The sequence below is a fragment of the Agaribacterium sp. ZY112 genome (genome assembly GCF_041346925.1).
Lineage (GTDB): Bacteria > Pseudomonadota > Gammaproteobacteria > Pseudomonadales > Cellvibrionaceae > Agaribacterium.
In genome coordinates this window covers 829,197-852,674 of the sequence record NZ_CP166840.1, presented here as the reverse complement: position 1 = coordinate 852,674, position 23,478 = coordinate 829,197, and the positions used below count along the sequence as shown (strand labels likewise).

Sequence of the window (23,478 nt, the reverse complement as noted above, 5' to 3'; positions counted from 1 at the left end):
TCATCATAGGGCTTAATTTATAGGCATCGTTTTAAGTGCTGCCATTTTGTCTGGGTTCCTCATTATAAAAATTTCAGAAGCCTGATCTTGTTCATTAAATTCAAAGGAAACAATCGCATGAATGTGATCTGAAGATTTAATGATAAAACCGTCGTTGCCATTAATTTTACTTTTAAGCCATGTGAACGTATGCCAAAACTGTTTAAGGTCGTTAACTAAGAAGTTAAGCACCTCTAATGATCCTTCAATTGGCTTTAATATGGCAGCTACTTTACCTCCGCCATCCGCTCTTAGAACAATGTCGTTTGCAAGTAGGTCTTGCAGGTTAGATGAGTCACCACTGGTAATTGCAAATTCAAATGCATTAACAAAAGCCGCTTGTTTTTCCGGCGAAACGAGCGCGCGTTTTTTGTTTTTTTCTATATGGCTTTTAGCTCGTGAAACAAGCTTTCTACAAGTTTGCTCTTCCAGATTTAGGGCTTCGGCCACTGTGCGATAAGGCGTATCAAAAATCTCATACAAAAGATAGGCCGCCCTTTCTTTGGGTGTCAGCCTTTCTAACATGACAATAAAGGCGGTACTTAACGAGTCTGCAAGATGCGCCTGATTCAAATAATCATCTTCAGCACTGGTTTCAGTTTGAATAGGCTCTGGTAGCCAAGTGCCGACATAGTCTATGCGCTTACGTTCAACAGACTTAACGATATCTAAACAGTTTCGTGTACAGACTGTTTTTAACCAAGCCTCTGGGTTTTGAATGGTATCAATATCTTCGTTAGACCATTTAAGGTAAACATCTTGCACCACATCTTCAGCATCTGACACAGTGCTAAGAAAGCGGTAGGCAATGCCCATTAATACAGGGCGATAGGTTTCGAATAAAAGAATCGAGTCGTTGTTTTGCATGTTAATGCTCCGATATTCGTATACGATTCCATACATTAATCAGGCCTATCAAGCTAGTTAATGCCGAGATTTGCTGTGCACTATAGTACTCTAGTAACTGGCTATGTAGCTCTTTGTGAGCGATCTTAGAATCAAGTGTTGTTAGTGCCTCTGTCCACTCAAGTGCCAGTTTTTCTTTATCATCAAAACAGTCCATATCCCTAAATACAATAAGGCTGTCGAGGCGTTGATTGCTTTCCCCTTCTTTACGAGCATCTTGTGTATGCATCGCCACACAAAAAGAACAGCCGTTAATCTGTGAAGCGCGTAACATAACGAGATGGCTAAGATTCTTCTCTATGCCATATTCGGCAATGAGCGTATGTATATTTATAAGTGACAAGAAAATGTCTGGCACGGTACTTTGAAATTGGCTTTGTTGTGTTGTATTCATATCTCATCCTAATGATTGGTTGATACCATTAAGACGAATGAATAGAGCAGTTTGTGACATCTAAAACATAAATATTTACCGTGCCAGTGCTCTTTATGGCCCTGCTATCTATATGGGCATAAAAAGCTTGGCAACAGAGCGGGGTACTAAGGAGCTCTTCATTGGAGTAGGGCAACCAGGCATTCCCTATTACCTAGGGTATTGTTTACAGTGGCCTTACCGGTGAGCAAATTTCAATAAGAAAACCGTTCAGATCGCTAACATAAGAGGTAGTTTGCCCCCAAGGTTCATCGCGTATATCTTGTACCAGTACAGCGCCGTTATCTATGGCTTGCTGTAATGACTTACTGACATCTTCCGTTTCAAACGCAATCTCAAACACAGGCCTTTTGGCATCAGGCTTTGCTGGGTCTTTACCTAATTGCTGCATTAATGCTGAAGATGAAAAAGCCAGCGTGGTTGCACCGGTATCTAATTCAGCATAGTCGCCGCTTTCATGCAGCATGGCGCATTTAAGACCAAACGCCTTTTCATAGAAATCAATACTTCTTGCAACATGTTCGACATATAAAATGGTGTATTTCAGTTTCATCATGCTTACCTAGCTCTATTAACGTGAGCAAAAGTTTATTCCTAGCGAATACTGCCGTCTTGAACAAATGCGACAATCTCAATAGTGTGAATAAAATAGGTTGTGCCCTTATATAGACGGCATATTAATTAGAAAATAGCTTATATAAAAAGATGCTTGATAGCTTATCTAAACCTTAGCATAGGCGCATACGCATGCTAAAGTAGCGCGAGAACCGCTAATAAGGAAGTAAGGTGAAGCTGGCTCATGCATAAGTTGTAACTAAGTTCTCATGACGTTCCGACTTTATTGTTAGCAAGCTATTAAAACAATAATACTAAGGATTTCTATGAATATTCTATTCATTATATTTGCTATTTTCTTCGCAACCTTATGCGGCGTAATGGCGAAACGAAAAAACAGAAATATTGCCCTTTGGGTTGTTCTTGGCGCGATAGGCGGCTTGGTTTCATTTATTGTCTTGGCATTAATTCCGTATATATGTCCTCACTGTTCTAAGAACTTTTCTAAAGATTCAGACGGAACACGATGTGGAAGCTGTGGCAAGAGAGATGCTCTCGATAGTAATGAATTAATAAAACTAGAGAGCTTCAAAGAAACGTTGATGGAGAAAGGCATTAGCGTAAAACATGATGGTGTCAAAATAACGATAACTCAAAAAAGCGGTGCAAAACTAAAATTTGTTGGCATCGATAGCTTAGAAAAATACGTACTAAGTTAATACCTTTTCTTGAATAAAATACATTAAATAGGGCGCTTATGAAAACGTATTATTTAGAAATAGTAACAAGCGATGTTGATGCGATTTGTAAGAGCTATGCGCATATTCATCAACTTGAATTTGGCGAATGTGAACCTATGTTAGGTGGCGCAAGAATCGCAAAGCTGGAAGACGGTGCCATGGTTGGTGTTCGCGAACCGATGCGCGACACCGAAAGCGCCATTGTTAGACATTACGTTCTGGTTAATGACATTCAAGCAAGTGTGCATGCAGCAGAAAAGCTAGGTGCCGAAGTAGCCGTACCACCCATGTCGCTTGGCACCTATGGAAGCTGCGCAATTGTGATTCAAGGTGGTATTGAATCTGGCTTTTGGCAGCGTTAATTCATCTAGGCTTGTGCCGCACATAACGCAGAAAATTATCAAATCGAGTTATATAGGTCTCGAGTCTGCTTACGTAATAAAACGTGCAAGCAAGGTGAATCAAGGGCAGGGTATTTTAAGCGAAATATCATTCTTAAAATAATCTAACCCTTGTTTGTATAAGGTTATTATTCGCTAAAGCTAGTTAAGAACTTACTTACACCAGGAGTGAAAGTTCGTTTGATCGGCATATTGATCCCTGGCCCTAAGATAATTCCTGAGTAAGTTACCTTCCACTTGTTGTTGTGACGAATACAGATAAGCTGATACAAATAAGCAAGGCCAGCTCGAGGGTTTTCTTCAACAATGGTTTGCCCATAAGGTATTTTCATATATAAGCTGGGCTCAACTCGGCAGAGCTGTTGGCCCTGTGGCTGCTTAAGGTTTCCTAGGTATCTATTATCAGCATCATGATAAAAAATAATATTGTCGCCGTCTCTATTGACCTGCAAGGCGCAGCCGTTCATCCCGCCAGTTGTCACAATTGTACCGTTGGGCTGGTTGATGGGCACAGACACCTCGCCGACACCGCGATTTACCCAAGGGAAGAAGTAGTCACTACCATCGTTCTTGATAGTTAAGCGATTAACGTTATTTTCAATTGATTCTTTGAGAGTAACAGGGCCGCCAACTTCACATCGATTATTGCCTTCAGGTGTCGTTCTAAACCCTCTAACGTCCACAAAGAAATCATTGTGCTTGCTTACTCCCTCGGGGTCGTTCCGTAAATCTTGTAAAATCGTCATTTGTTATCCTACCTATAACTGATGTGTAACGAAGAGGTATAAAAACCTCATTTCATATATTTGGTGTGCTTAAGCTGAAACTAATGAAGAGCTATATCTATAAGCTAGTACAGCTAGCTACTAGCCAGAGAGTCAAGCCAAGTTTGAAGTATAGAAGCTTTGTTATCATTCTCATGGCTTTTTACAGAGGGTCAGCCGTGGCGCAAGAAAAATAGGCAACGAAGGCGGCTAGAATAGAAATAAAGCGCTACCGCAATACGGCAGAGTACAGGCAGTGAGCCAGTCAGAATAAGTTTTAGATGTGGTTTTGCTGATATAGACATAGGGGCAAAGCCAAGCCCCCGTTCTTAGTGCTGGCTGTCGATTAAAACCTAGCTACAAGTAAGCTAGATAGCCTAATAGGCATTATTCAATGCAAGACAGCGCAAGTGCTCGGGCTTTGTTAGCGTACGCAAGGCCCTTAGAGAATCTAGACCGCACAACGTCAATTTGGCTTGCGTCTTCGCCAGCTTCAATAAGGCCACTAAAAAGGGCTTGATGCATATTTTCAATCTGTGATTCAAAAGAAGCGTCAATAGCCGCCTTAATGAGTTCAGTATTTTCCATAGTGATTCCTTATAGTTGCTGAAATAATTGATATAAGCCGTTCTGTCAGAATGACTTAGAGCCTGTTAACTTGTTATGGCAGTTTTGTAGGCACAATATCAGGCCTATTTTCATTAATAAACGTCACCAATTCTGATACTTCAATAAGTAGATCCTCAGGCGATTCCTCTGAGAATTCATTAACATTAAATATTTCCAAACTCCCATCTGGTGCCTTCATTGATTGAGATAAATGACTGACGGCGTTTGCACTAGAATGAATTAAAAAAGGGATTATAAAGGTATTATAGCCATCTAGATGAGTATCATATTTAGAAAATATATCGGTAGGCCAATTATTATGACTATTGAAATTGTCACTAATAAATTTTGTGGGAACATGAACCCTAGATTTTCCCTCTGCAATTATAGTGAGTGCAGAAGCTTGCTTGGCACTCACTAATGCAAACATCGCAAGCCAAGGTGTAGTGCCTTTTGAGTTAATGAGGTATTTAGGTTGGATAGCTGCACCATTAGAAATTGCTGGGCCAACGTTTACCATTGAAAGTAAATCTTGAATCTGGCCCTCCGACAAGTCTATATCATTAGGATCTTCTTTAGATATTCCAATGAAATACATGTGGCGCCATTCAGTGGCAGAGCTTCCTACTGCAGTTTTATCCGTCATTTCTTCTCCTTGTGTGGCCGTAGAAATAAAAATACTACTTACTAAAATGACAATAATTCGATTTAACATGATTTTTCTGTCGTGGTCTCATCGTCGATAGTAAAGGAGAAAAACATTGTAGTGATATTACTGTTTCTTACACACAATGACTGTTGAGACTTCCGTGTGGTATTGGTAACCACCATTCACATAGTCTGGATTTTTGTGCGACTCAGCGGTAGGTTTTTTCTCGTAGTCAAACCCATTTCCTGAGCATTGTTTTTCAGCTTTCTTGATAACCTTTTCCTTCATTTTATCTATTGATGCAAAGGTATTTCCTGCTGCAGTAATTAAATATTTTCCATCGCCAAGATCCTTAGACTTGGCGGGTATCCACGTTGCGCATCCACCAATAAAAGCGGCAGCAAACACAATATAAAGATTTTTTTTCACAGACAGCCTCTTGCTCTAATTTTGTTAAAGTGGCCATTATAGCGCCTCATACCTTTCGTGGCAGCCTTATTATAATAATCCCGTAGTTCAATGATCTAGGTAGGTCATCTACGTGGATTATATGCATCAGTATTTAATTAAAAGGACTTTAGTATAGGCTGGTGCTAGTGGGGGGAAGAGTGGTTTGTACTTGAGAATACATAACGAAAGAGCAAAGAAGAAACAACGTTGTAGATTTATAAATATTTAGCCCCCCAACAAAGCTGTTAATTAAGTTATCAACAGCCATCCATTGACATAACGTTTAAGTTGACCAGAATGATGATTTGTACCAGTCTTATCTTCAATAATGATCGGATACTCATTATTAATTACACATAAAACATCTATATGTTTATCTTGTTTTGTGAGTCCTTGTCGCCATAGGCGGCAATTGGTAGATCCGCTTGTTATGGCTTCACGTGTCCTTGACCGCTCCAATGTACTTTTTCTACAAGCTCCATACCGGATACCGCATCTTTTTTCTTAGTTACAATGCGAACAACGAACTTAGCCCCAGGCTGAAACCCTTTAAAGTCTCCACGAGTTGCCGTCAAATTCTCCTTTGTTAAAGTGTGAGTGAGCGCATCATCCTTAATTTGATAGAAAAATTGCTGGTGATAATTAAAAAATAAATGTATTTGATTTGGAGCAGGCTCTGCGTAACCAGGTATTCCGAGCAAATTGTGGTCACTCATATCTACAGTAATAGCATCTGATGAATCAATGTAATAGTACTTATCGTATTCACCATCATCCCTCCAGCCTGCGTACCGTTTTTCGTCGACTTTGATAGTTTGTATCACTTCAGCCTGTGCTGTTATACAGAATATTCCAAGGCAAATAACGATTAAATATTTGGACATTGCTCATTCTCCTTAATTAGCCATAATGCCGCAATCCACCCCAGCTGTTTGTGAAACCAGCAGCTGGGGTGGATTGCCTTGTTAGTTATTTTCACGTTTCACATTATCAAAATCTACATTGTAACTAGATAATTCCGAACCGAAATACAACTCGATTTCTCTAGCACCCGCACCTAAACACATCTCTCTGTACACTCGCTCCTCTATAGCAGTGACTCCTCCTTCTAATTTTTCCATGGGATGGAAGATAACTCTGGGAGACGGCGCAAAGAACCTGTTCTTGTGTAACTCTCTAAACCCATGTTGAAGTACTTTTTCAGCAACCATGAAATCATGGATAAGAAGTCTCGGATGATCAAATGGATTTACGACATGATCGTACTCTGCTGGCGATAAAGCCGTTACCGATGCGCCGATAGCAATGACTATAGGCTGACCTTTCTTATTATTTTTTAGTGCCATCAATGGCTCTTCGTCGTACTTCTCCTTGGTATGTATATTCAATATTTTCAGCCTGTTTGACCAAAGCTGAATATAAAGATCATTTGATACTAGTCCCTTAATAAGATGAAACATTCCGAATCCAATTGATAGCTAACTCCTTGCTCACCGGAAAATCGGGAGCGCAGCGAGTAATTTTTCCGGGTACAGAAACTTGTTATACCCGTTCGTGACGTTTGAATACATCAAGTCTATAAGCAAGACTAACACCCTTACATTCTGATGGTTTTCTATATAATTTAACTCCGGAATCATTATACAGTTTGTCTTGACTAGTAATAATGCACTGAACAAAAGCGTTGCTAGCTACTTTTTCATTGGTGACTAAGTCTTTAAAGTTGGTGATCCCCAATCCAATATAGCGAGAGAAGAATATATACCACACAATATCAAAAGCTGAGTTTTTGTTAGATGCCGCTACTAATTCTTTTTCAACTATCTGCTTGATAAACGGTTTTATTTTTTCTTTATACATACGGTTTGTTAAGTAGACAATTTCAATAAGGCTGAGTACGTGACTCAATGTTTTTTCTGATTCACGTTTTATTAAAAATAATAATGATATGAACTTAGTTAGTTGAACCAGGCATTGACGTTCGTGTTTTGAAAACTGTACTTTTAGCCTTTTATCTTTTGTAAGCAGCTCTGAAAAGAATTTCTCCAGGATACTAGTCCCTGGATACTTTCTATGTATGTCTAAAGCTATCAAGATCGTATGCTCGAATGTTTTAAATGATACTTTTGACTTTTCTCTCAATGAATGAGGAAAGTACTCACGATCATGAGGTCGATATAATCCGTCAGGAAGAGTAAATATTTGTGTCTTAGTTTCGTTCAAACTAAGGTTTATTTTTTTGAGCTCTTCGGAAATAGTACTCAAGATCTTTTTTGCATCTTCTTCCGTATTGCACAGTATTCTATAGTCATCTTTAAAACGGACGGCCAGAAAGTCCAGATCGTCCAACTCTAGTGACACCTTCTCATCAATCCAAGATAGGAGAATTTCGGCGACAAGATCGCTTAGAGCAGATCCTACAGGTATTCCATTTGTTCTAGCGTCGTTTGAATACTGCAAAAGCTTGTCGATTTTGTTTCCGAACAGTTTAAATTGTTTGTCCTCAAAAGCGGTTTCACGGCTTCCCGCAATAGCCCAAGCAACGCTATGCGTATACACAGAGGAGTAAAAGTTAGTAATATCCGTTTTAGCTAAATATTTGTAGGAAGTAGCATCAATAACTAGGTCACTTTCAGCCATCCGTATCCATTCATAAATCATTCTACCTGAGCGTAAACTACCAACAGATCCTTGATTCTTTTTTTCTACTGGAATAGGCATACTGTACGAGAATATCTTGGTGTTTTTTGGATACAGCCTGTTAAGAATATTATCCCACTCACTGTGAAGATAAAAAACAATATCATGATAATTTCGTGGATCTTGAATCGAAAAAACTCTATCAGTCAGCAAAGATTTAGGATATGAAATCGATGTTAGTTGTCGTCTTGCTAGATCTGTAACTTTGAGATTATATGGCCTATCTTTCAATTTATAATCATGAATTTCAAACGATGGAGGCAGTATATTTGATTCAGGAAAGTAGCCCGTATTGAGTAACCAACCTGCAACGTCATCCCTAGATAATTTCCTGATAAGCTTTTCTGTTTCACGAAAATGTTGCTCAACTAAAGAACTATTAATGAACATTTGCTCTCCAATGTAGGGCGTATCGCCCGCTTCGGCGTCAGGCTGGAAGCGTATGCTAGGCGTTTTTACAAATTTCATTTCGCCATTCCGTTAATACGGGAATGAGTGGCAATAGCCGAATATTCCCTTTTTCTGTCAAGCCAGCGACCACATTTGAACACGTATAATCAGCCCACGGTGTGACTTTTTCAATTGTAAGCACGGTGTTCTTGGGCATATCTTTTAATTGAGATTTATCCCTTGTTACTATATTTCTAAGCCCCCACTCATCTTCATGCTTCCAATAATTAGCTGTAGCATTAATTATTGAGACTAATGTAGTCCCCTCGCATAATCTTCTCCCTTGATTCAAAGCATTTTTTTTAGACAAACCTGATTGGGTGTATATAGACGTCATATACTTCTGAATTGCAGAAAATCCTAAGCCTACATAGTATTCTGCTTTATCAAATACACCCTCACTATCTGGGCAAGATGCTACAGAAATCTCATGCTCAATGCTCGCTAGCTTTGAATCCAATAGTTCAAGAAAGTCTCGTAAGTTTACAAGCTCATAATCTGCAAAGCTATTTTCGATTTTTATAAAAACCATACTCATTCTCTGAACTGATTGGTTTGCCTAACGCCTCAAACACCGGTGTAGCTTTGCTGCATCCGAGTGCTTTTACTTGTTAGCTCTTTACCTGAAGTCATCGGGGTTATCGAAAAAGTTAATAAGTTCATAAAAAGCATCAGCCGCTGCCTTACCAGAAGCGATTTCTACTGACTCTTTTATTCCAAGCTTTACAAAATCTCCCCGCCGTGGATTCATGAGCGCAATATATTTTATTGTTTCATCATGCTCAGAAAAATTTAGTGTCGCATACATAAGCAATTGTTTTAAGTCCGAAACCCTAAACTCTCTCTCACCAGCTTTAATTTCGTAAAGAGTATCACCAGATAAAACGTCACCAAAACAAGGGGTCACCATACCGCATCCATTGAATTCTGGTGATATTATTAACTCTGAGCGCGGCTCATTTTCCGAGAAATACTGCCTTGTTCTTCTTGCTATTAATATGGACTCATTCAGCTCTTCTTTGTTAGGCATCGCAACATGTTCAACTCTCTCTAGGCCAGCAAGGTATTTGCATGCCTGCACAGAAATAATTTCGATATCTTCGTCCTCTAAGTTTTCGACATCAAGTTTATGGGACTTCTCAAATATTCGAAAACCTATCTCATTTACTATAGCTCGCCTGGACGAATCGACCTTGGACGTCAAATGATCTTCAAATGTCTCTTTTTGGAGATTAGATTTTCTAACAAGCTTGCTTATAAACGGGAAAGTTCGCTTCCAAACTGATGCATAGCCTCGTGATAGTTCAGTTACCGTAATCAAAGAACAACACCCCACTCACCATTGTTTATGCGATCTGAAAACCACTCCAGTAATAAAGTATCTACTTCAGGTATCTCATTCTTGACCTTGTCTCTCCAGTGCTCTCCTTCATCCTTAAGTATGTAAGATGAAATTAAGAGAGATCTTTTTTCCCAGCGACTTAATGAGCCATAGGATTTAAGCTTGTCGGATATCCAGAAATCACTGTCGCGCTGAGCCATAGCTAGAATTATATCGCCACGAATAATTGGGTTGTCTTCTCCTTTGAATGATTTTGAAAGGGCAAAGTCAGTTTCTTCAGATTTGTCATGAGCAAGTATTCTAATTGCATATGAAAGATTTACAGGAACCTGAGTTATGTATGACTCATTCGTTATCAGGTTTCGCAGCTCAGTAAAAACAATCTCTTTTGTTTCATCATCAAGTTCAGAGATAATTGCTCGTGTAAGTATCATTACAGAGGGAAAGACGGGGTACAAAATATCTAAATTTGATTTCTTATCTTCAGCGCTGGAGAAAAGTGAATATATAGCTGCTTTCTTTTGAGTTTCACTAAGGTACTTAACGGCGTTTATAAGTCGCCTAGTTAAAGCCTGATTTATCCTGCTTTTGCTTATTTCTTTACCAAGCATTCCGATGATATCGAATTTGTTAAGCTCACCTGTAAGCTCATCATAATCCTCATCTGCTGTAGGTGAGTACGGATCATAAAATAATCTCAGTTTTAAGAAGTTTATTTCTTGTTGATCTTCTTCTGTATTATCAGAGTTATCCCCAAACTCAGACAAAGACAGAAATTCAGTTGAACTCATTATTTGGGTCTTGGATTTTTGTATGGCAAGCCCTTCGTTTTCATGTAGCTTTTCGGATATAAAAATAAGCTGTGCATACGCTTCTTCGACAGTATTTGAAAAAATAATATAGTCGTCAGCATACCTACAGAAATCTATCCCTTCTGAGAGCATCAATCTATCTGTTCTATTTAATAGTAGCTCACTCAACAATCGTGCTGCAGGCCCTCCAACAGGGAGGCCGTAAGAAACTCCTTTAGATATTTTGGTTAGTACCTTTAATATCCTTCTAATAGACTCAGTATTTGTGCTGGCTTTTTTAAGGGCATTCTCCAAGCGATGATGGTAAATGCTTGGGTAAAAGTTCGAGATATCACACTTCAATATTACTTTGTGTTTTTGAGCAAACTCTGTTGCTTTCTCGTTAAATGCTGACCAATTTGAATCCCTATCAAATAGGCTGCTTTTTTTCTTATCAAAGCTATATCGATAAGAAAATACCTTTTTTCGACTTGATGGAACTCTAGCAGATTCAATGTCATCGGCAATTGATAGTACAAGCGCTAATAAATATGTATTCCAGAGAGGGTCTAACTGAGTACCATAGCGGAAGCCATAATAGCCTACTGCCTGTAGTGATCGTTCATGTAGAAGTGGATAGTTTGCAATATATCCATCAAAATCTTTATGTAGCTTTTCTAAAAGATCAACTACGGCAGTTTTTTTATCATTAAAAAGAATATTTTCAACTGGAAAAGGGAAGATATCTGTATCACCGTGGCTTATGACATTTTCCACTGCCTTTTTAAGGTATTGTCTGAATTGACTCATTATTTTCCTTTATGCCTTGAGTAGAGCTAACAGTTAATTTAAAGGGTATTGTCACGTAACTAGAACACCCATTTTCCAGTTTTCACTCCTAAATCCCTAAACTATCAAAGTGTTAGATCGTATATTTAAGGTAAGCATGCAGGGAGTTACTAAGAAACTGTCACATCTCCCTTGTTATTAGGCTTTTGTCACACTGGTAATATTTGAATTTACTCTTATGCCATTGGTATTTCTATAGTATTCAATGACTTGAATTAACTTTACCGTATTTGTTTGCGTGAGATTACTAAGAAATATTCAAGAAGAAGATATACGCGCCAGAAGTTTTGCTTGGGGTGCTTGCGGTACTTTATTTGTAATTACAATTTTGGGTGTGATTCTTGGGTGTGGTTTATTGAGAGGGCTTAACAAAGGAGGGCGGGCCAACAGAGTTTGTGCGTGGTGTTTATGTTGTTGGCCCATTGGGCTAATGAGGTCTATGGATGTTATAGCTTTCGGCCTAGTTTTTTCTCTACCTGTTTCTTTTCCCATTCGGCGCCAAATGGGTTGAACAGTTCAAAGGCATTTATGCCGTGGCTGGCGACACCGATGCCCCATCCAAAGGCGGGCCAGATCACCCATAAGTTATTGGGGCTTTGCAGGTAATTGAGTATGGCCAAAAAGCTGATGACGGCAATGTAGGTGAAGAGGTGAGAGTAAAAACCTTTAATGGCTCTTACTTGGTCGATAGCGATTTTTTCATCTTCGGTGATGTGGATGTGTTCGTGTGTTTCTTTATGCATGGTTGGCTCCTGCTGAAGTTCAGCGACGCTGGTTTCGAAAGCAGCGGCCAGTGACTGTAATGATTCTAGGCTGGGTTTTTGGCCACGCTCTATACGTTGTATGGTGCGTGTGCTTAAACCGCTTATTTGCGATAACTGATCTTGTGACCAGCCGCGCTGTAGCCTTAGTTTTCTAATAATCATCAACCTGTCCTTTTGCTGCGTTGCGAGTCCAACGTTAAGCCGTGTCCTTTATAAGTGTGACGTCACCAAGGCGACACGCTTATGACAACCAATAAAATCAATCACTTAGCTGAGCGATGGCGGCTTGCTGTCGCCATCGATTTTCACGGTTTTGGTTTCTATGCCTAGTTTTTACCGCTTAGCTTTTATCGTCTAGCTCTATCCCCAGTTCGGGCCAAAGCTCATCGACTTTGGTTTTGACTGCTTCATCCATCACGATCGGTTCGCCCCATTCTCTATCGGTTTCACCGGGCCATTTGTTGGTGGCGTCTATGCCCATTTTTGAGCCTAGGCCGCTCACGGGGGATGCAAAGTCCAAATAGTCGATAGGGGTGTTGTCTATCATGGTGGTGTCGCGTGTTGGGTCTACGCGGGTTGTCAGTGCCCAGATAACGTCGTTCCAGTCGCGCGCGTTTACGTCGTCGTCGGTGACGATCACAAATTTGGTGTACATAAATTGGCGCAGGTAAGACCACACACCAAGCATCACGCGTTTGGCGTGGCCGGGATACTGTTTTTTGATGGTGACGACGGCCATGCGGTAAGAGCAACCTTCTGGCGGTAGGTAAAAATCCACAATCTCCGGGAACTGCTTTTTAATCAGTGGCACAAACACTTCGTTTAATGCCAAACCGAGTACGGCGGGTTCATCAGGTGGTCGGCCGGTGTAGGTGCTGTGATAGATGGCGTCTTTACGCATGGTGATGGTATCGACGGTAAACACAGGGAAGCGTTCTACTTCGTTGTAATAACCGGTGTGGTCACCAAAGGGCCCTTCGTCGGCCATTTCGCCTGGTTCTAACCAACCTTCAAGAATAATCTCTGCGGTGGCAGGTACTTGTAGTTCGTTTGTTAGGCTTTTACAGACTTCGGTTTTAGAGCCGCGCAATAAACCAGCAAAGGCGTATTCGCTTAGGGTGTCTGGCACTGGGGTGACGGCGCCAAGGGTGGTGGCGGGGTCGGCACCTAAGGCAATGCTTACGGGGTAGCGTTCGCCCGGGTTTTGTTTTTGGAATTCTTGAAAATCTAAGGCGCCGCCACGGTGGCTGAGCCAGCGCATAATGAGTTTGTTGCGTGCAATTTTTTGCATGCGATAAATGCCGAGGTTCTGGCGTTTTTTATTGGGCCCTTTGGTAATGACTAAAGGCCAAGTTACCAGTGGTGCGGCGTCGCCGGGCCAGCAGGTTTGAATAGGAATGTTGTTGAGGTTGACCTCGTCACCCTGCAAAACAATTTGTTGGCAGGGGCCTTTTTTTACTTCCTTGGGTGCCATGTTGAGCACTTGTTTAAAAATAGGAAGCTTAGACCACGCGTCTTTTACGCCGGCTGGTGGTTCGGGCTCTTTTAAGAAGGCCAGTAGTTCACCAACTTCACGCAGGGCTTCAACGCTTTCTTGGCCCATGGCCATGGCCACACGTTCTGTGGTGCCAAATAAATTACCGAGCACGGGCATGTCGTGACCGCTGACGTTTTCAAACAGTAGCGCTGGGCCACCTGCGCGCAGAGTGCGGTCGCAGATTTCTGTCATTTCCAGTTCGGCACTGATTTCTTGTTTGATGCGAACGAGTTGACCCTTGTCTTCGAGCTGGGCTAAAAATTCGCGTAGGTCTTTAAAGGCCACGGTAATCCTTACTGTTGGTTAGGCGAAGTCGGATGTGAGGGCAGAGTAGTTAAAGTGCTGATGGACAATGAAGAGCCATGGATGGCGATACTTAGCGTATACGGATGTATTCACAGCGTGTCCAGCAGGGCTTTAACGGCTCGGCCTGTGCTCAGCCAGTGTATTATTCTTTTGTCTATAAACAAATAAGCCCCTGTCGAGACAGAGGCTTATACGGTGTCATAAAGCAAAAACGCGTTGCTTATTTTGACTTCATTGAAAGGAAGAATTCTTCATTGGTTTTGAAGTTCTTCAAACGTTCAATTAAGAACTCTGTTGCGGCAAGGTCTTCCATATCGTGTAGAAGTTTGCGCAAAATCCACGCGCGCTGCAGTTCGTCTTCTTTCATTAACAAGTCTTCACGACGAGTACCTGAACGGCGAATGTTGATTGCAGGGTATACGCGTTTCTCAGCGATCTTACGGTCTAGGTGCAATTCTAGATTACCAGTACCTTTAAATTCTTCGTAGATGACTTCATCCATCTTCGAGCCGGTATCGATAAGCGAGGTTGCAATAATAGATAAGCTGCCGCCTTCTTCGATGTTACGCGCAGCACCAAAGAAACGCTTAGGGCGCTCTAGGGCGTGGGCATCAACACCACCGGTTAGTACTTTACCTGATGAAGGAATCACGGTGTTGTAAGCACGGGCAAGACGAGTGATTGAATCAAGTAGAATCACCACGTCTTTTTTGTGCTCAACCAAACGCTTGGCGCGCTCGATAACCATTTCGGCCACTTGTACGTGACGCGAAGGTGGTTCATCAAAGGTAGAGGCAACTACTTCGCCGCGCACGCTGCGCTGCATTTCAGTTACTTCTTCCGGGCGCTCGTCAATAAGCAGAACAATTAGGTGGCACTCTGGGTTGTTGCGAGTAATGGCCTGCGCAACGTTTTGCATCATGATGGTTTTACCAGCCTTAGGTGGTGCTACGATCAAGGCGCGCTGGCCTTTACCGATGGGGCTGATTAAATCGATGATACGGCCGGTTAAATCTTCTGAAGAGCCGTTACCTGATTCAAGAGGTAGACGGTCATCTGGGAACAGCGGCGTTAAGTTTTCAAAAAGAATCTTATTGCGTGAGTTCTCAGGCTTATCAAAGTTGATCTGATCAACTTTAAGTAGGGCGAAATAACGCTCACCTTCTTTAGGCGGGCGAATTTTGCCTTGAATGTAATCACCGGTACGCAGGTTAAAGCGTCGGATTTGGCTAGGGCTGACGTAAATGTCGTCTGGGCCGGCAAGGTAGCTTGAGTCTGCGGAGCGCAAGAATCCAAAGCCGTCTTGTAGTATCTCTAATACACCGTCGCCGTAAATGTCTTCACCGCTGCGAGCGTGTTTCTTGAGAATGTTAAAAATAACATCCTGCTTACGCGAGCGTGCGAGATTATCCATGCCTAGTTTTTTGGCAAGATCGATTAGATCTTCAATCGGCTTGGTTTTAAGGTCGGTGAGGTTTAGGTTCATTAGTTCAGCACTGACTTCCCCTCGTGGTTGCTGGGGTTTCGCTTTAGGGCGAGGACGATGCTGAGGCTTCTTTTTTTGAAAGCCTTTGTCGAGGCTGAGCTGTTCAGGTTTGTTAGTGTCTGTACTCAAGGTAGGTATCTATCAGTTTGTCTTAGTGAAAGATCATCCGCGCAGCGGAATCTATGGAGGTTAGTATGCAAGGAGCTGTTTTAGTTCACATTGCGACACCAGCCAAAAAGCATAAATAGGCTGCTGAAACGTTTCCCTTGTGTGAAACCAATGGTACTTGCTTGCCCGAAACTGCCAAGGGCTTTGGATCTTTATACTGAAATAGGGGAAATGTGTTTAAAGCTGTGCGAACGACAGTCTTTAGGAGTATAACGAACTTTGCAGAGCTTGCAAGCTCTGGTGCGTGACTTAGCACGCACCAAGGCCAAGTTTATAGCGCGCTGTCGATAAACTCTTTAAGTTGGGCTTTAGATAAAGCGCCTACTTTTGTGCCTTCAGCGTTACCGCCTTTGAAGATCATCAGGGTAGGAATACCACGGATGTTGAACTTCGCTGGGGTTTCTTTGTTGGCATCAACGTCCATTTTACAGATCTTGATTTTGTCGCCGTATTCGCCAGCAAGCTCGTCAAGAACGGGTGCAATCATTTTACATGGTCCGCACCAAGCCGCCCAAAAGTCGATCAAAACCGGGGTCTCTGCCTTCAGTACGTCGTCTTCGAAGCTAGCGTCGCTAGTGTGCACGATGGCATCGCTCATAAGTTTTCTCCGGGTTGTTTGGGATCAAGAAAGGCGCTAATGATAAGGTGAGCTATGACCTCTGACAACACTTCTCTACATTTCATGTGATATTAGCTGTTCTGAACCCCTGCTAATTCGGCCAATAAATGCTGTTGTGCGCTTAAGCCTTCTTCTTCGGAAGCCTGTTGATATAGGCCATCTGCGCCGAGTTCCCAGCGTTGATGTCCGTCTTCACAGTAGTATTGCAGCTCTTTGAGTATACGTTCGGCAAGAGCGGGCTGCTGGATAGGAAAGCAGGTTTCTACGCGGTGATTAAGGTTGCGCTCCATTAAATCGGCGCTGGCGCAATAGACATGGGGTTTATGGTTGGCAAAATAATAGGCGCGGGTGTGTTCAAGAAAACGACCGAGAATGCTGTGCACACGAATGTTTTCAGATACACCGGGTATGCCTGGGCGCAAACAGCACATGCCGCGAATAACTAGGTCTATTTGCACTCCGGCTTGTGAGGCGCGCATTAAGGCTTGAATGATTTTGCCTTCAGTGAGGCCGTTACATTTAAGGATGATGCGGCCTTGCTTACCTTCTTGCTGGGCTTTTATTTCGCCATCGATCATTTTTAGTAGCTGGCGACGCAGGGTGAATGGTGCGTGCAGTACTTTGTTGAGTTTTTCGTTTTTGCCCATAGAGGTAAGTAGCTGGAACATGCGGTGAACGTCATCACCCATCTCATTGTCGGCGCTTAATAAACTGTAATCGGTATAAAGTCGCGCATTGCCGCTGTGGTAATTACCTGTGCCTAAGTGAACATAACGCTGAATATTGTTCCCTTCCCGGCGCACGATAAGCATCATCTTGGCGTGGGTTTTATAACCCACAACGCCATACACAACTACGGCACCGGCTTCTTGCAGGCGTGAGGCTAGTTCTAAATTCTCTTCTTCATCAAAGCGTGCGCGTAACTCTACTACTGCTGTGACTTCTTTACCTGCCCGGGCTGCATCAACCAAGGCTCCCACAATCGCGCTTTTGTCACCACTGCGATAAAGCGTTTGTTTAATGGCGATTACGTTGGGGTCTTTGGCGGCTTGGCGCAAGAACTCAACCACTGGGGTAAAGCTCTCATAGGGGTGTAAGAGCAAATAATCTTTTTTGATAAGGGCATCAAAGATGTTGTCTTTACGGCTCAGGCCTTTGGGCATTTTGGGGGTAAATGGAGGGTAGAGCAGGTCGGGTCTATTGACTAAGCCCGGCACGGCAAACAAGCGTTTTAAATTGACAGGGCCGTGTACTTTGTAGAGTTCGTCTTCACTTAAGCCGGTTTCTTTTAGTAGGTAGTCAACAAGTTCTTCTGGGCAATTATCCGCGACTTCTAAACGCACGGCGCGACCAAAGCGGCGTGAGTGCAATTCACCGCGTAAGGCGCGAGCGAGGTCGGCTATGCCTTCCATATCTACATCGAGGTCGGCGTTGCGGGTGACGCGGAACTGATAACAGCCTAAGACATCCATACCACTAAATAGCTTATCAGCGTGTTCGTGGATCATCGAAGATAAGAAAATAAACTTATATTGGCCGTCACTAAGTTCGGGGGGCAATTGAATAATACGCGGTAAGGAGCGAGGCGCAGGAATAATCGCGTAATTAAGATCACGACCAAAAGCGTCATTGCCGTCGAGTTCGACAATAAAGTTCATGCTTTTATTCACTAAGCGCGGAAACGGGTGCGCAGGGTCTAAGCCGATAGGGCTGATAATCGGCAATACTTCGCGTGCGACAAAATCGCTCACCCATTCTGACTGTTCTTTGTTCCACTGATCTCGACGTAAAAAACAAATGCCTTCGGCTTCAAGCTCTGGGGTGAGCACGTCGTTTAAAATTCGATATTGTTCTTCAACAGTGTCATGGCATATTCGGCTTATTTCGCGCAGGGTTTCTTTGGGGTGGGCCCCGTCTAAACCTTTGGCTTCGCGTTCAAAGGTAATGCTTTGTAATAAACCGGCAACACGAATTTCAAAAAATTCATCGAGGTTAGAGCTAAAGATAAGTAAAAACTTAAGTCGTTCTAGTAGCGGGTGAGATGGGTCTACAGCTTGAGCTAGTACTCGTTGGTTGAAGCCCAGATGGCTGAGTTCACGGTTTAAGTAGTAGTCGGCATTATCGAGGCCGGGGCCTTCGCTTGGATCAATGGGGCTCATTATTACCTCAATTACAGCAGGGTATCTTTTTAGTTTATGACGTTTTTGTGACTACTGTATGACAGCCTAGCGCTTTAACACTTTTATTTGCTTTTTCGTCTGTGTTGTTTGAAAGCTGCGCTAAAGCTGGGCATGCTGCACAAATGAAATACTTAAATTTACAAACACTGGCTTCTGTTTTACTACTTATCTTGGCCGCAGTCTTGGTTTTTTTCTTGTTTAGCCAGTTTGGTGCCAACTTTTCCTTGCCAGCTTTACAGTCTTTGGTGGAGCAAAACTTTTACGCAGCACTGGTTTTGTTTGTTGTGCTGTTTATTGTGGTGGCTACTTTTAATATGCCTGGCATGGGAGCCTTAACCATTAGTGGTGGGGTTTTGTTTGGTTTAAATATAGGTACTTTGGTGGTTAGTTTTGCGGCCAGTATTGGTGCCCTTTGCAGCATGTTACTCGCTCGATTTTTATTGCAGGCGTGGGTAGAAAAACGCTTTCATCGCTTTATGAAAAACATGGATGAGCGTATTGAAAAAGATGGCGCCTATTATTTATTTACCTTGCGCTTAATTCCTCTGGTGCCTTTTTTTGTGATTAACCCTGTTTTTGGTTTAAGCCGCATGCCTGCGTGGCAGTTTTATGTTGTTAGCCAAATTGGCATGTTGCCGGTCATTGCTGTGTATGTGAATCTGGGGGCAACGGTGGGCAGTATAAAAGAGGCCAGTTTGGCGTCGGTATTCACTCCGTCTTTGATTTTCGCTTTTGCGGCTTTGTTAGTATTACCGTTACTACTTAAAAAGCTGCTTGAGCTTTTTCGATCTCGCGTTAGCGCACCTTAATTAACAGGGGCTTAAGAGAGTCCTACGGTGTTTAAGGCTTCTGAGATCTTGTCTAGTGTGACTGGTTTGGCGACGTAGTAGTTCATACCCACATCGTGTACGCGTTGGCGGTGCTCTGCTTCTACATGGGCGGTTAATGCAATGATAGGAATGTGGGGGCTGCCTCTGTCGCTTTCCCATTGGCGAATTTTTAAGGTCGCTTCAAAACCATCCATCTGCGGCATTTCACAGTCCATAAAGATAAGATCGTATTTTTTCTCTAGGCTGCAATAACGCTCTACAACTTTAACGCCGTCTTCGCTGAAATCAGGTTTGATATCGAGCTTTTCCAATAAACCCTCAATGACCATGCGATTAACAATGTTGTCTTCGGCCACGAGTACATTGAGCTCGACTTTCTTTGGCTCATTTTGCATCGAGGTCGGCATTAACTGATTCAAGCTAATGCCACTGGACTCTGCCAAGCACACTTCAATAATGCGTGAAACCAGTAGTGGTCTGCGCAATAGAGAGGATATTGGCATTAACTCATCAAGTGAAAACGATGAGGTTTGCTCGTTAGTGAGCATAATGATGGGGGTTTCAAAATAAGCGTCGAGTTCACGTATTTTTTGTGCGATCTGCAGGCCGTTACAGTCTTCCAGATTTTGTGACATCAAGATAAAGTCGATCTGGCTATTTGGATTGCGCAGTTCGCTTAAGGCTGTATCCACATCGCGATAAATAAGTACACGTAAGTTGTGTTGGGCAGCATGTTGGCGCAGCGCTTCGTCCATAAAGTCGGTTGGGTGGACGTATAAAAGGCGTTTGTTAGACAGAGCCAAGCTGCAGCTTGGCGCTTCATCACTCTCTACTTCAACAGGCTCACAGTGGGTGGTAAACCAAAAGGTAGAGCCTTGGTCGGGCTCACTGTGCAGGCCAATATGGCCACCCATTAGCTCGACCAACTGCTGGCAAATGGCAAGGCCTAAGCCGGTGCCACCAAAGCGGCGGGTTGTGCTGCTATCAGCTTGGTTGAAAGCATCAAAAATACTTTCTTGTACGGCTAGGTCTATACCTATGCCGCTGTCATTAACCGAAAAGTGCAGCAGTTGCTTGCCGTTTTCAGAGCCCGTAAGAGGCGATACTTCTATAAAAACACTGCCACTTTCGGTGAACTTGAAGGCATTCCCTATCAAATTAACCAGTACTTGGCGAAGTCGAGTTGGGTCCCCAATGGCGCGACGAGGCGTGTCGGGAGCAATGTTTGCCATTAAGGCCAGGTTGCGACCTTGAGCTGTGCCAGAGAAGAGCTGGATACAGTCGTTGATCAGTTCAAATAAGTCGAATTCGATATGCTCAAGGCTTAGCTTGCCTGCTTCGATTTTGGAATAATCAAGAATGTCGTTGATGATGGTCATGAGCGCTTCGCCGCTGCGGCTGACCACTTCAACATAATGTTGTTGTTCTTCGTCTAGCTTGGTGCCCCTTAACATCTCCACCATGCCCATGACACCGTTCATGGGGGTACGAATTTCGTGGCTCATGGTGGCGATAAATTGAGATTTAGCACGGTCACTTGCGGTGGCGCTTTCGATCAGTTTGCGGGTTTCTAGCTTTTCTTCTTTTTCGGCGATAAGGGCCAGTTCCATTGCGCGGCGCTGGTCTAAATCTTGAGCCAGTTGATGGCGCATTTGCTCAAAGGCATCAACAACATGGTCGAGTTCATCTTCTCGTTTTTCTTTATTGGGGCGGTCGAGTTTGAGCTCTTCGCTGAGGTTGTCGACGTTTAAGTGGCGGGCGTAGTCGGCAATTTTATTAAGATGAACAAACAGCAGTTTGCGCACACTTAACAGCATGCCTAGAGCGATAAGCGAAATAATTAAGATATTGATGCCGACACTGAGCATGATGATATAGCTGGCATGCGACCAAAATGGGTCGAGGTGGGCGCGCATAACCAGTTCAGCAGCATTGTCGCCACTGACAATACGAAAACGGTGCTCTTTACCTTTATCTACAAAGTCGGAGTATTGTTCGTTGTGAGCTGTGTAACTAGCTTCGCCCCAGCCTTCAAAGGTGTGCAGGCTGACTTTGCTAAGGGTACTTAATTGAGCGAGTTCGTTAATGCTCGATTGCACGCTTTTAATGTCGCCCTTATCAAGATGGTGAACAAGGGGAGAGCTGCTAAGATGTACGGCCTGCTCAAGTTGGGATTGCAGTTCGTAGTTGAGTTCATAGCGATAGAGTGCGGTTTGTAAGGATATACCTGCAATGGCTACGATTGAGCCAAGCACGAGCGCAAGAACCAGAAGCTTCTGAGCTAAAGTCTGATTTTTGAATTTCCCTAACAGTTGGCTCATATAGCGCCGTAATCTCTACTCTATTTATGCGACGGGCTGTCTAGCCATATTAAGCTGTCTGTTTAGATACTGACAGAGTTTTAGATGCCGCGGATCCTTGGGGTGTATCGCTTTCAGTGTAGCAGCTCAGGCTACCATGAAGTGGCTCAGAATGTCGTTAAGCCATCGTTGTCCTGTGTCACTACATTGCAGTTGATTGACTTTGTTTTCTAATAGGCCGATTTTTTTTAAGTGTTGCACCTGTTTTTCTATCTCTGTCCATGGCAAACCGGTGCGTTCGGTAAAAAGCTGAGCTTCTACGCCTTGCTTTAAACGCAGGGCGTTCATCATAAACTCAAGTGCTAGCTCAGTCTGAGTAATAGGTGCTACTTTTGAGCTTCGGCTACCTTGGCTGTCTAAGTAGGCTTGAGGTTGGCGGGTTTTCTGAAAGCGCAGTATCTGGCCATCTTTTTGACTTATTTTGCCGTGAGCTCCAGCGCCAATTGCTAGGTAATCACCAAAGCGCCAGTAGTTGAGGTTGTGCTTGGACTCTTTACTTGGCTGAGTGTAGGCACTTACTTCGTATTGCTTGTAGGCCTTGTTTTCTAATAGTTCTATGCCTGCCTCATAGATAGCGGCACTTTGCTCATCGTTAGGTAGAACAGGGGGCTGGCTGTAAAAAGCGGTATTGGGCTCAATGGTGAGTTGATACCAGCTTAGGTGTTGAGGCTTGAGGGCGATGGCCGCTTCTATATCGGCTAGGGCTTCATTAACAGTTTGCCCAGGTAGGCTATGCATTAAGTCGATGTTTATATTGTTAAAACCGGCCGCCTGAGCTTTGTTTACAGCAAAGGTGATTTCATCTGAATTGTGGATACGGCCGAGTTTCTGTAGTTGCAGGTCATTAAAACTTTGGGCACCAAAGCTTAAGCGGTTGATGCCTGCTTGTAACAACAAGTCAAAATTGCTGTATTCGGCGGTGCCAGGGTTGGCTTCAAGTGTTATTTCACAGTCGTCTTCAAAAATAAGTTGTTCTTGGATTTTACTTAAGAGTCGTTTGAGTTCTTCAGCGGGCATTAAGCTAGGTGTGCCACCGCCAAAAAAGACGCTTTTGATGCTGCGGCCTTGTACATAGCTAAGATCGTGTTGCAGATCTTCGAGTAGGGCATCGACATAGGCCGTTGCGGGTAGCTCTCCACGTTGTTGATGAGAGTTGAAATCACAATAAGGGCATTTTTGTATACACCAAGGTATGTGGATGTATAAAGAAAGCGGGGGCAGCTTCATGTTTGGTGATGTTTTAGAGAAAAGGTCGTAGCTATTGTAGGGGCTTTTGCCTTAAAGGCTATGTATGCATTTGTTGAAACTAGCTATTTACATAGCTGTTTATACAAAAGAATGGCACTTTATTGCCTTTCTAAGCTAAAAGTGTGAGAAATGTCATATCAATTTAACGGAATTGAGGCTTAAATAGTACCTTCACTTATATGCTCACGCCAAAATGAATTTGGCATTTAACAAGAAAAAGAGCACAATCGGTGGTTAAAATTCAGCAAGTTCAATAGTGGAGACGTAAACAGTAAGGAAAACTGTAGTGCTGGTTCATATGT

At 42.9% G+C, this 23,478-nt stretch carries 23 protein-coding genes; 4 read left to right on the top strand and 19 right to left on the bottom strand.

The window, feature by feature from the left end; genetic code table 11:
• Nucleotides 1-12: 12 nt before the first annotated feature.
• The 3 genes from sigJ to AB1S55_RS03675 form a co-directional block, all read right to left on the bottom strand.
• Nucleotides 13-906, bottom strand: coding sequence for an RNA polymerase sigma factor SigJ (gene sigJ, locus AB1S55_RS03685; RefSeq protein WP_370980440.1), 894 nt, complete (start codon nt 904-906; stop codon nt 13-15).
• Nucleotide 907: 1 nt separating this feature from the next.
• Nucleotides 908-1,339: a carboxymuconolactone decarboxylase family protein gene (locus tag AB1S55_RS03680; protein WP_370980439.1), complete on the bottom strand. Its 432-nt coding sequence runs from the start codon at nt 1,337-1,339 to the stop codon at nt 908-910.
• A 205-nt stretch (nt 1,340-1,544) separates the two neighbouring features.
• Complete coding sequence (locus tag AB1S55_RS03675) at nt 1,545-1,934, bottom strand: VOC family protein (RefSeq protein ID WP_370980438.1); 390 nt, start codon at nt 1,932-1,934, stop codon at nt 1,545-1,547.
• Nucleotides 1,935-2,259: 325 nt separating this feature from the next.
• Here AB1S55_RS03675 and AB1S55_RS03670 point away from each other — a divergent pair, with 325 nt between their 5' ends.
• Both AB1S55_RS03670 and AB1S55_RS03665 read left to right on the top strand, forming a co-directional pair.
• Complete coding sequence (locus AB1S55_RS03670; protein WP_370980437.1) at nt 2,260-2,652, top strand: hypothetical protein; 393 nt, start codon at nt 2,260-2,262, stop codon at nt 2,650-2,652.
• Between the two features lie 38 nt (nt 2,653-2,690).
• Complete coding sequence (locus AB1S55_RS03665) at nt 2,691-3,035, top strand: VOC family protein (RefSeq protein WP_370980436.1); 345 nt, start codon at nt 2,691-2,693, stop codon at nt 3,033-3,035.
• 167 nt (nt 3,036-3,202) lie between these two features.
• Here AB1S55_RS03665 and AB1S55_RS03660 read toward each other — a convergent pair whose 3' ends face one another.
• The 5 genes from AB1S55_RS03660 to AB1S55_RS03640 all read right to left on the bottom strand — a co-directional run bounded on the left by AB1S55_RS03660 (nt 3,203) and on the right by AB1S55_RS03640 (nt 6,430).
• The gene (locus tag AB1S55_RS03660; protein ID WP_370980435.1) at nt 3,203-3,820 is read right to left on the bottom strand and encodes a hypothetical protein; all 618 of its coding nucleotides are present in this window, start codon (nt 3,818-3,820) and stop codon (nt 3,203-3,205) included.
• 405 nt (nt 3,821-4,225) lie between these two features.
• Entirely contained in the window at nt 4,226-4,426 is a 201-nt protein-coding gene (locus AB1S55_RS03655) for a hypothetical protein (protein ID WP_370980434.1), read from the bottom strand.
• 73 nt (nt 4,427-4,499) lie between these two features.
• Entirely contained in the window at nt 4,500-5,162 is a 663-nt protein-coding gene (locus AB1S55_RS03650; RefSeq protein WP_370980433.1) for a hypothetical protein, read from the bottom strand.
• A gap of 57 nt (nt 5,163-5,219) precedes the next feature.
• A complete protein-coding gene (locus AB1S55_RS03645) occupies nt 5,220-5,525 on the bottom strand; it encodes a hypothetical protein (protein ID WP_370980432.1) in 306 nt (101 codons plus the stop codon).
• Between the two features lie 449 nt (nt 5,526-5,974).
• Nucleotides 5,975-6,430: a hypothetical protein gene (locus AB1S55_RS03640; protein ID WP_370980431.1), complete on the bottom strand. Its 456-nt coding sequence runs from the start codon at nt 6,428-6,430 to the stop codon at nt 5,975-5,977.
• Between the two features lie 78 nt (nt 6,431-6,508).
• On the opposite strand from AB1S55_RS03640, the gene AB1S55_RS03635 reads away from it, so the two are divergent.
• Complete coding sequence (locus AB1S55_RS03635) at nt 6,509-6,562, top strand: hypothetical protein (protein WP_370981562.1); 54 nt, start codon at nt 6,509-6,511, stop codon at nt 6,560-6,562.
• A gap of 526 nt (nt 6,563-7,088) precedes the next feature.
• Here AB1S55_RS03635 and AB1S55_RS03630 read toward each other — a convergent pair.
• The 9 genes from AB1S55_RS03630 to ppk1 form a co-directional block, all read right to left on the bottom strand.
• The gene (locus AB1S55_RS03630) at nt 7,089-8,714 is read right to left on the bottom strand and encodes an RNA-directed DNA polymerase (protein WP_370980430.1); all 1,626 of its coding nucleotides are present in this window, start codon (nt 8,712-8,714) and stop codon (nt 7,089-7,091) included.
• Complete coding sequence (locus AB1S55_RS03625; RefSeq protein ID WP_370980429.1) at nt 8,692-9,228, bottom strand: hypothetical protein; 537 nt, start codon at nt 9,226-9,228, stop codon at nt 8,692-8,694. Before AB1S55_RS03625 ends, AB1S55_RS03630 begins: the two co-directional genes overlap by 23 nt.
• Before the next feature lie 87 nt (nt 9,229-9,315).
• A complete protein-coding gene (locus AB1S55_RS03620; protein WP_370980428.1) occupies nt 9,316-10,017 on the bottom strand; it encodes a hypothetical protein in 702 nt (233 codons plus the stop codon).
• A complete protein-coding gene (locus tag AB1S55_RS03615; RefSeq protein WP_370980427.1) occupies nt 10,014-11,639 on the bottom strand; it encodes an RNA-directed DNA polymerase in 1,626 nt (541 codons plus the stop codon). Before AB1S55_RS03615 ends, AB1S55_RS03620 begins: the two co-directional genes overlap by 4 nt.
• 485 nt (nt 11,640-12,124) lie before the next feature.
• Nucleotides 12,125-12,604 (bottom strand): 2TM domain-containing protein, encoded by a 480-nt coding sequence (locus AB1S55_RS03610; protein WP_370980426.1) that lies wholly within the window; start codon nt 12,602-12,604, stop codon nt 12,125-12,127.
• A gap of 178 nt (nt 12,605-12,782) precedes the next feature.
• A complete protein-coding gene (gene ubiD / locus AB1S55_RS03605; RefSeq protein WP_370980425.1) occupies nt 12,783-14,264 on the bottom strand; it encodes a 4-hydroxy-3-polyprenylbenzoate decarboxylase in 1,482 nt (493 codons plus the stop codon).
• Nucleotides 14,265-14,505: 241 nt separating this feature from the next.
• On the bottom strand, nt 14,506-15,771 hold the full coding sequence (gene rho, locus AB1S55_RS03600) for a transcription termination factor Rho (RefSeq protein ID WP_370981561.1): 1,266 nt from the start codon (nt 15,769-15,771) through the stop codon (nt 14,506-14,508).
• A gap of 439 nt (nt 15,772-16,210) precedes the next feature.
• Nucleotides 16,211-16,537 (bottom strand): thioredoxin TrxA, encoded by a 327-nt coding sequence (trxA, locus tag AB1S55_RS03595; RefSeq protein ID WP_370980424.1) that lies wholly within the window; start codon nt 16,535-16,537, stop codon nt 16,211-16,213.
• A 92-nt stretch (nt 16,538-16,629) separates the two neighbouring features.
• The gene (ppk1, locus tag AB1S55_RS03590) at nt 16,630-18,717 is read right to left on the bottom strand and encodes a polyphosphate kinase 1 (RefSeq protein ID WP_370980423.1); all 2,088 of its coding nucleotides are present in this window, start codon (nt 18,715-18,717) and stop codon (nt 16,630-16,632) included.
• Nucleotides 18,718-18,860: 143 nt separating this feature from the next.
• Between ppk1 and AB1S55_RS03585 the strand changes: the two genes are divergently transcribed.
• Complete coding sequence (locus AB1S55_RS03585) at nt 18,861-19,547, top strand: TVP38/TMEM64 family protein (RefSeq protein ID WP_370980422.1); 687 nt, start codon at nt 18,861-18,863, stop codon at nt 19,545-19,547.
• 11 nt (nt 19,548-19,558) lie between these two features.
• Here AB1S55_RS03585 and AB1S55_RS03580 read toward each other — a convergent pair whose 3' ends face one another.
• Both AB1S55_RS03580 and hemW read right to left on the bottom strand, forming a co-directional pair.
• On the bottom strand, nt 19,559-21,889 hold the full coding sequence (locus AB1S55_RS03580; protein ID WP_370980421.1) for a response regulator: 2,331 nt from the start codon (nt 21,887-21,889) through the stop codon (nt 19,559-19,561).
• 126 nt (nt 21,890-22,015) lie between these two features.
• Entirely contained in the window at nt 22,016-23,155 is a 1,140-nt protein-coding gene (gene hemW, locus AB1S55_RS03575; RefSeq protein ID WP_370980420.1) for a radical SAM family heme chaperone HemW, read from the bottom strand.
• Between the last annotated feature and the right edge of the window lie 323 nt (nt 23,156-23,478).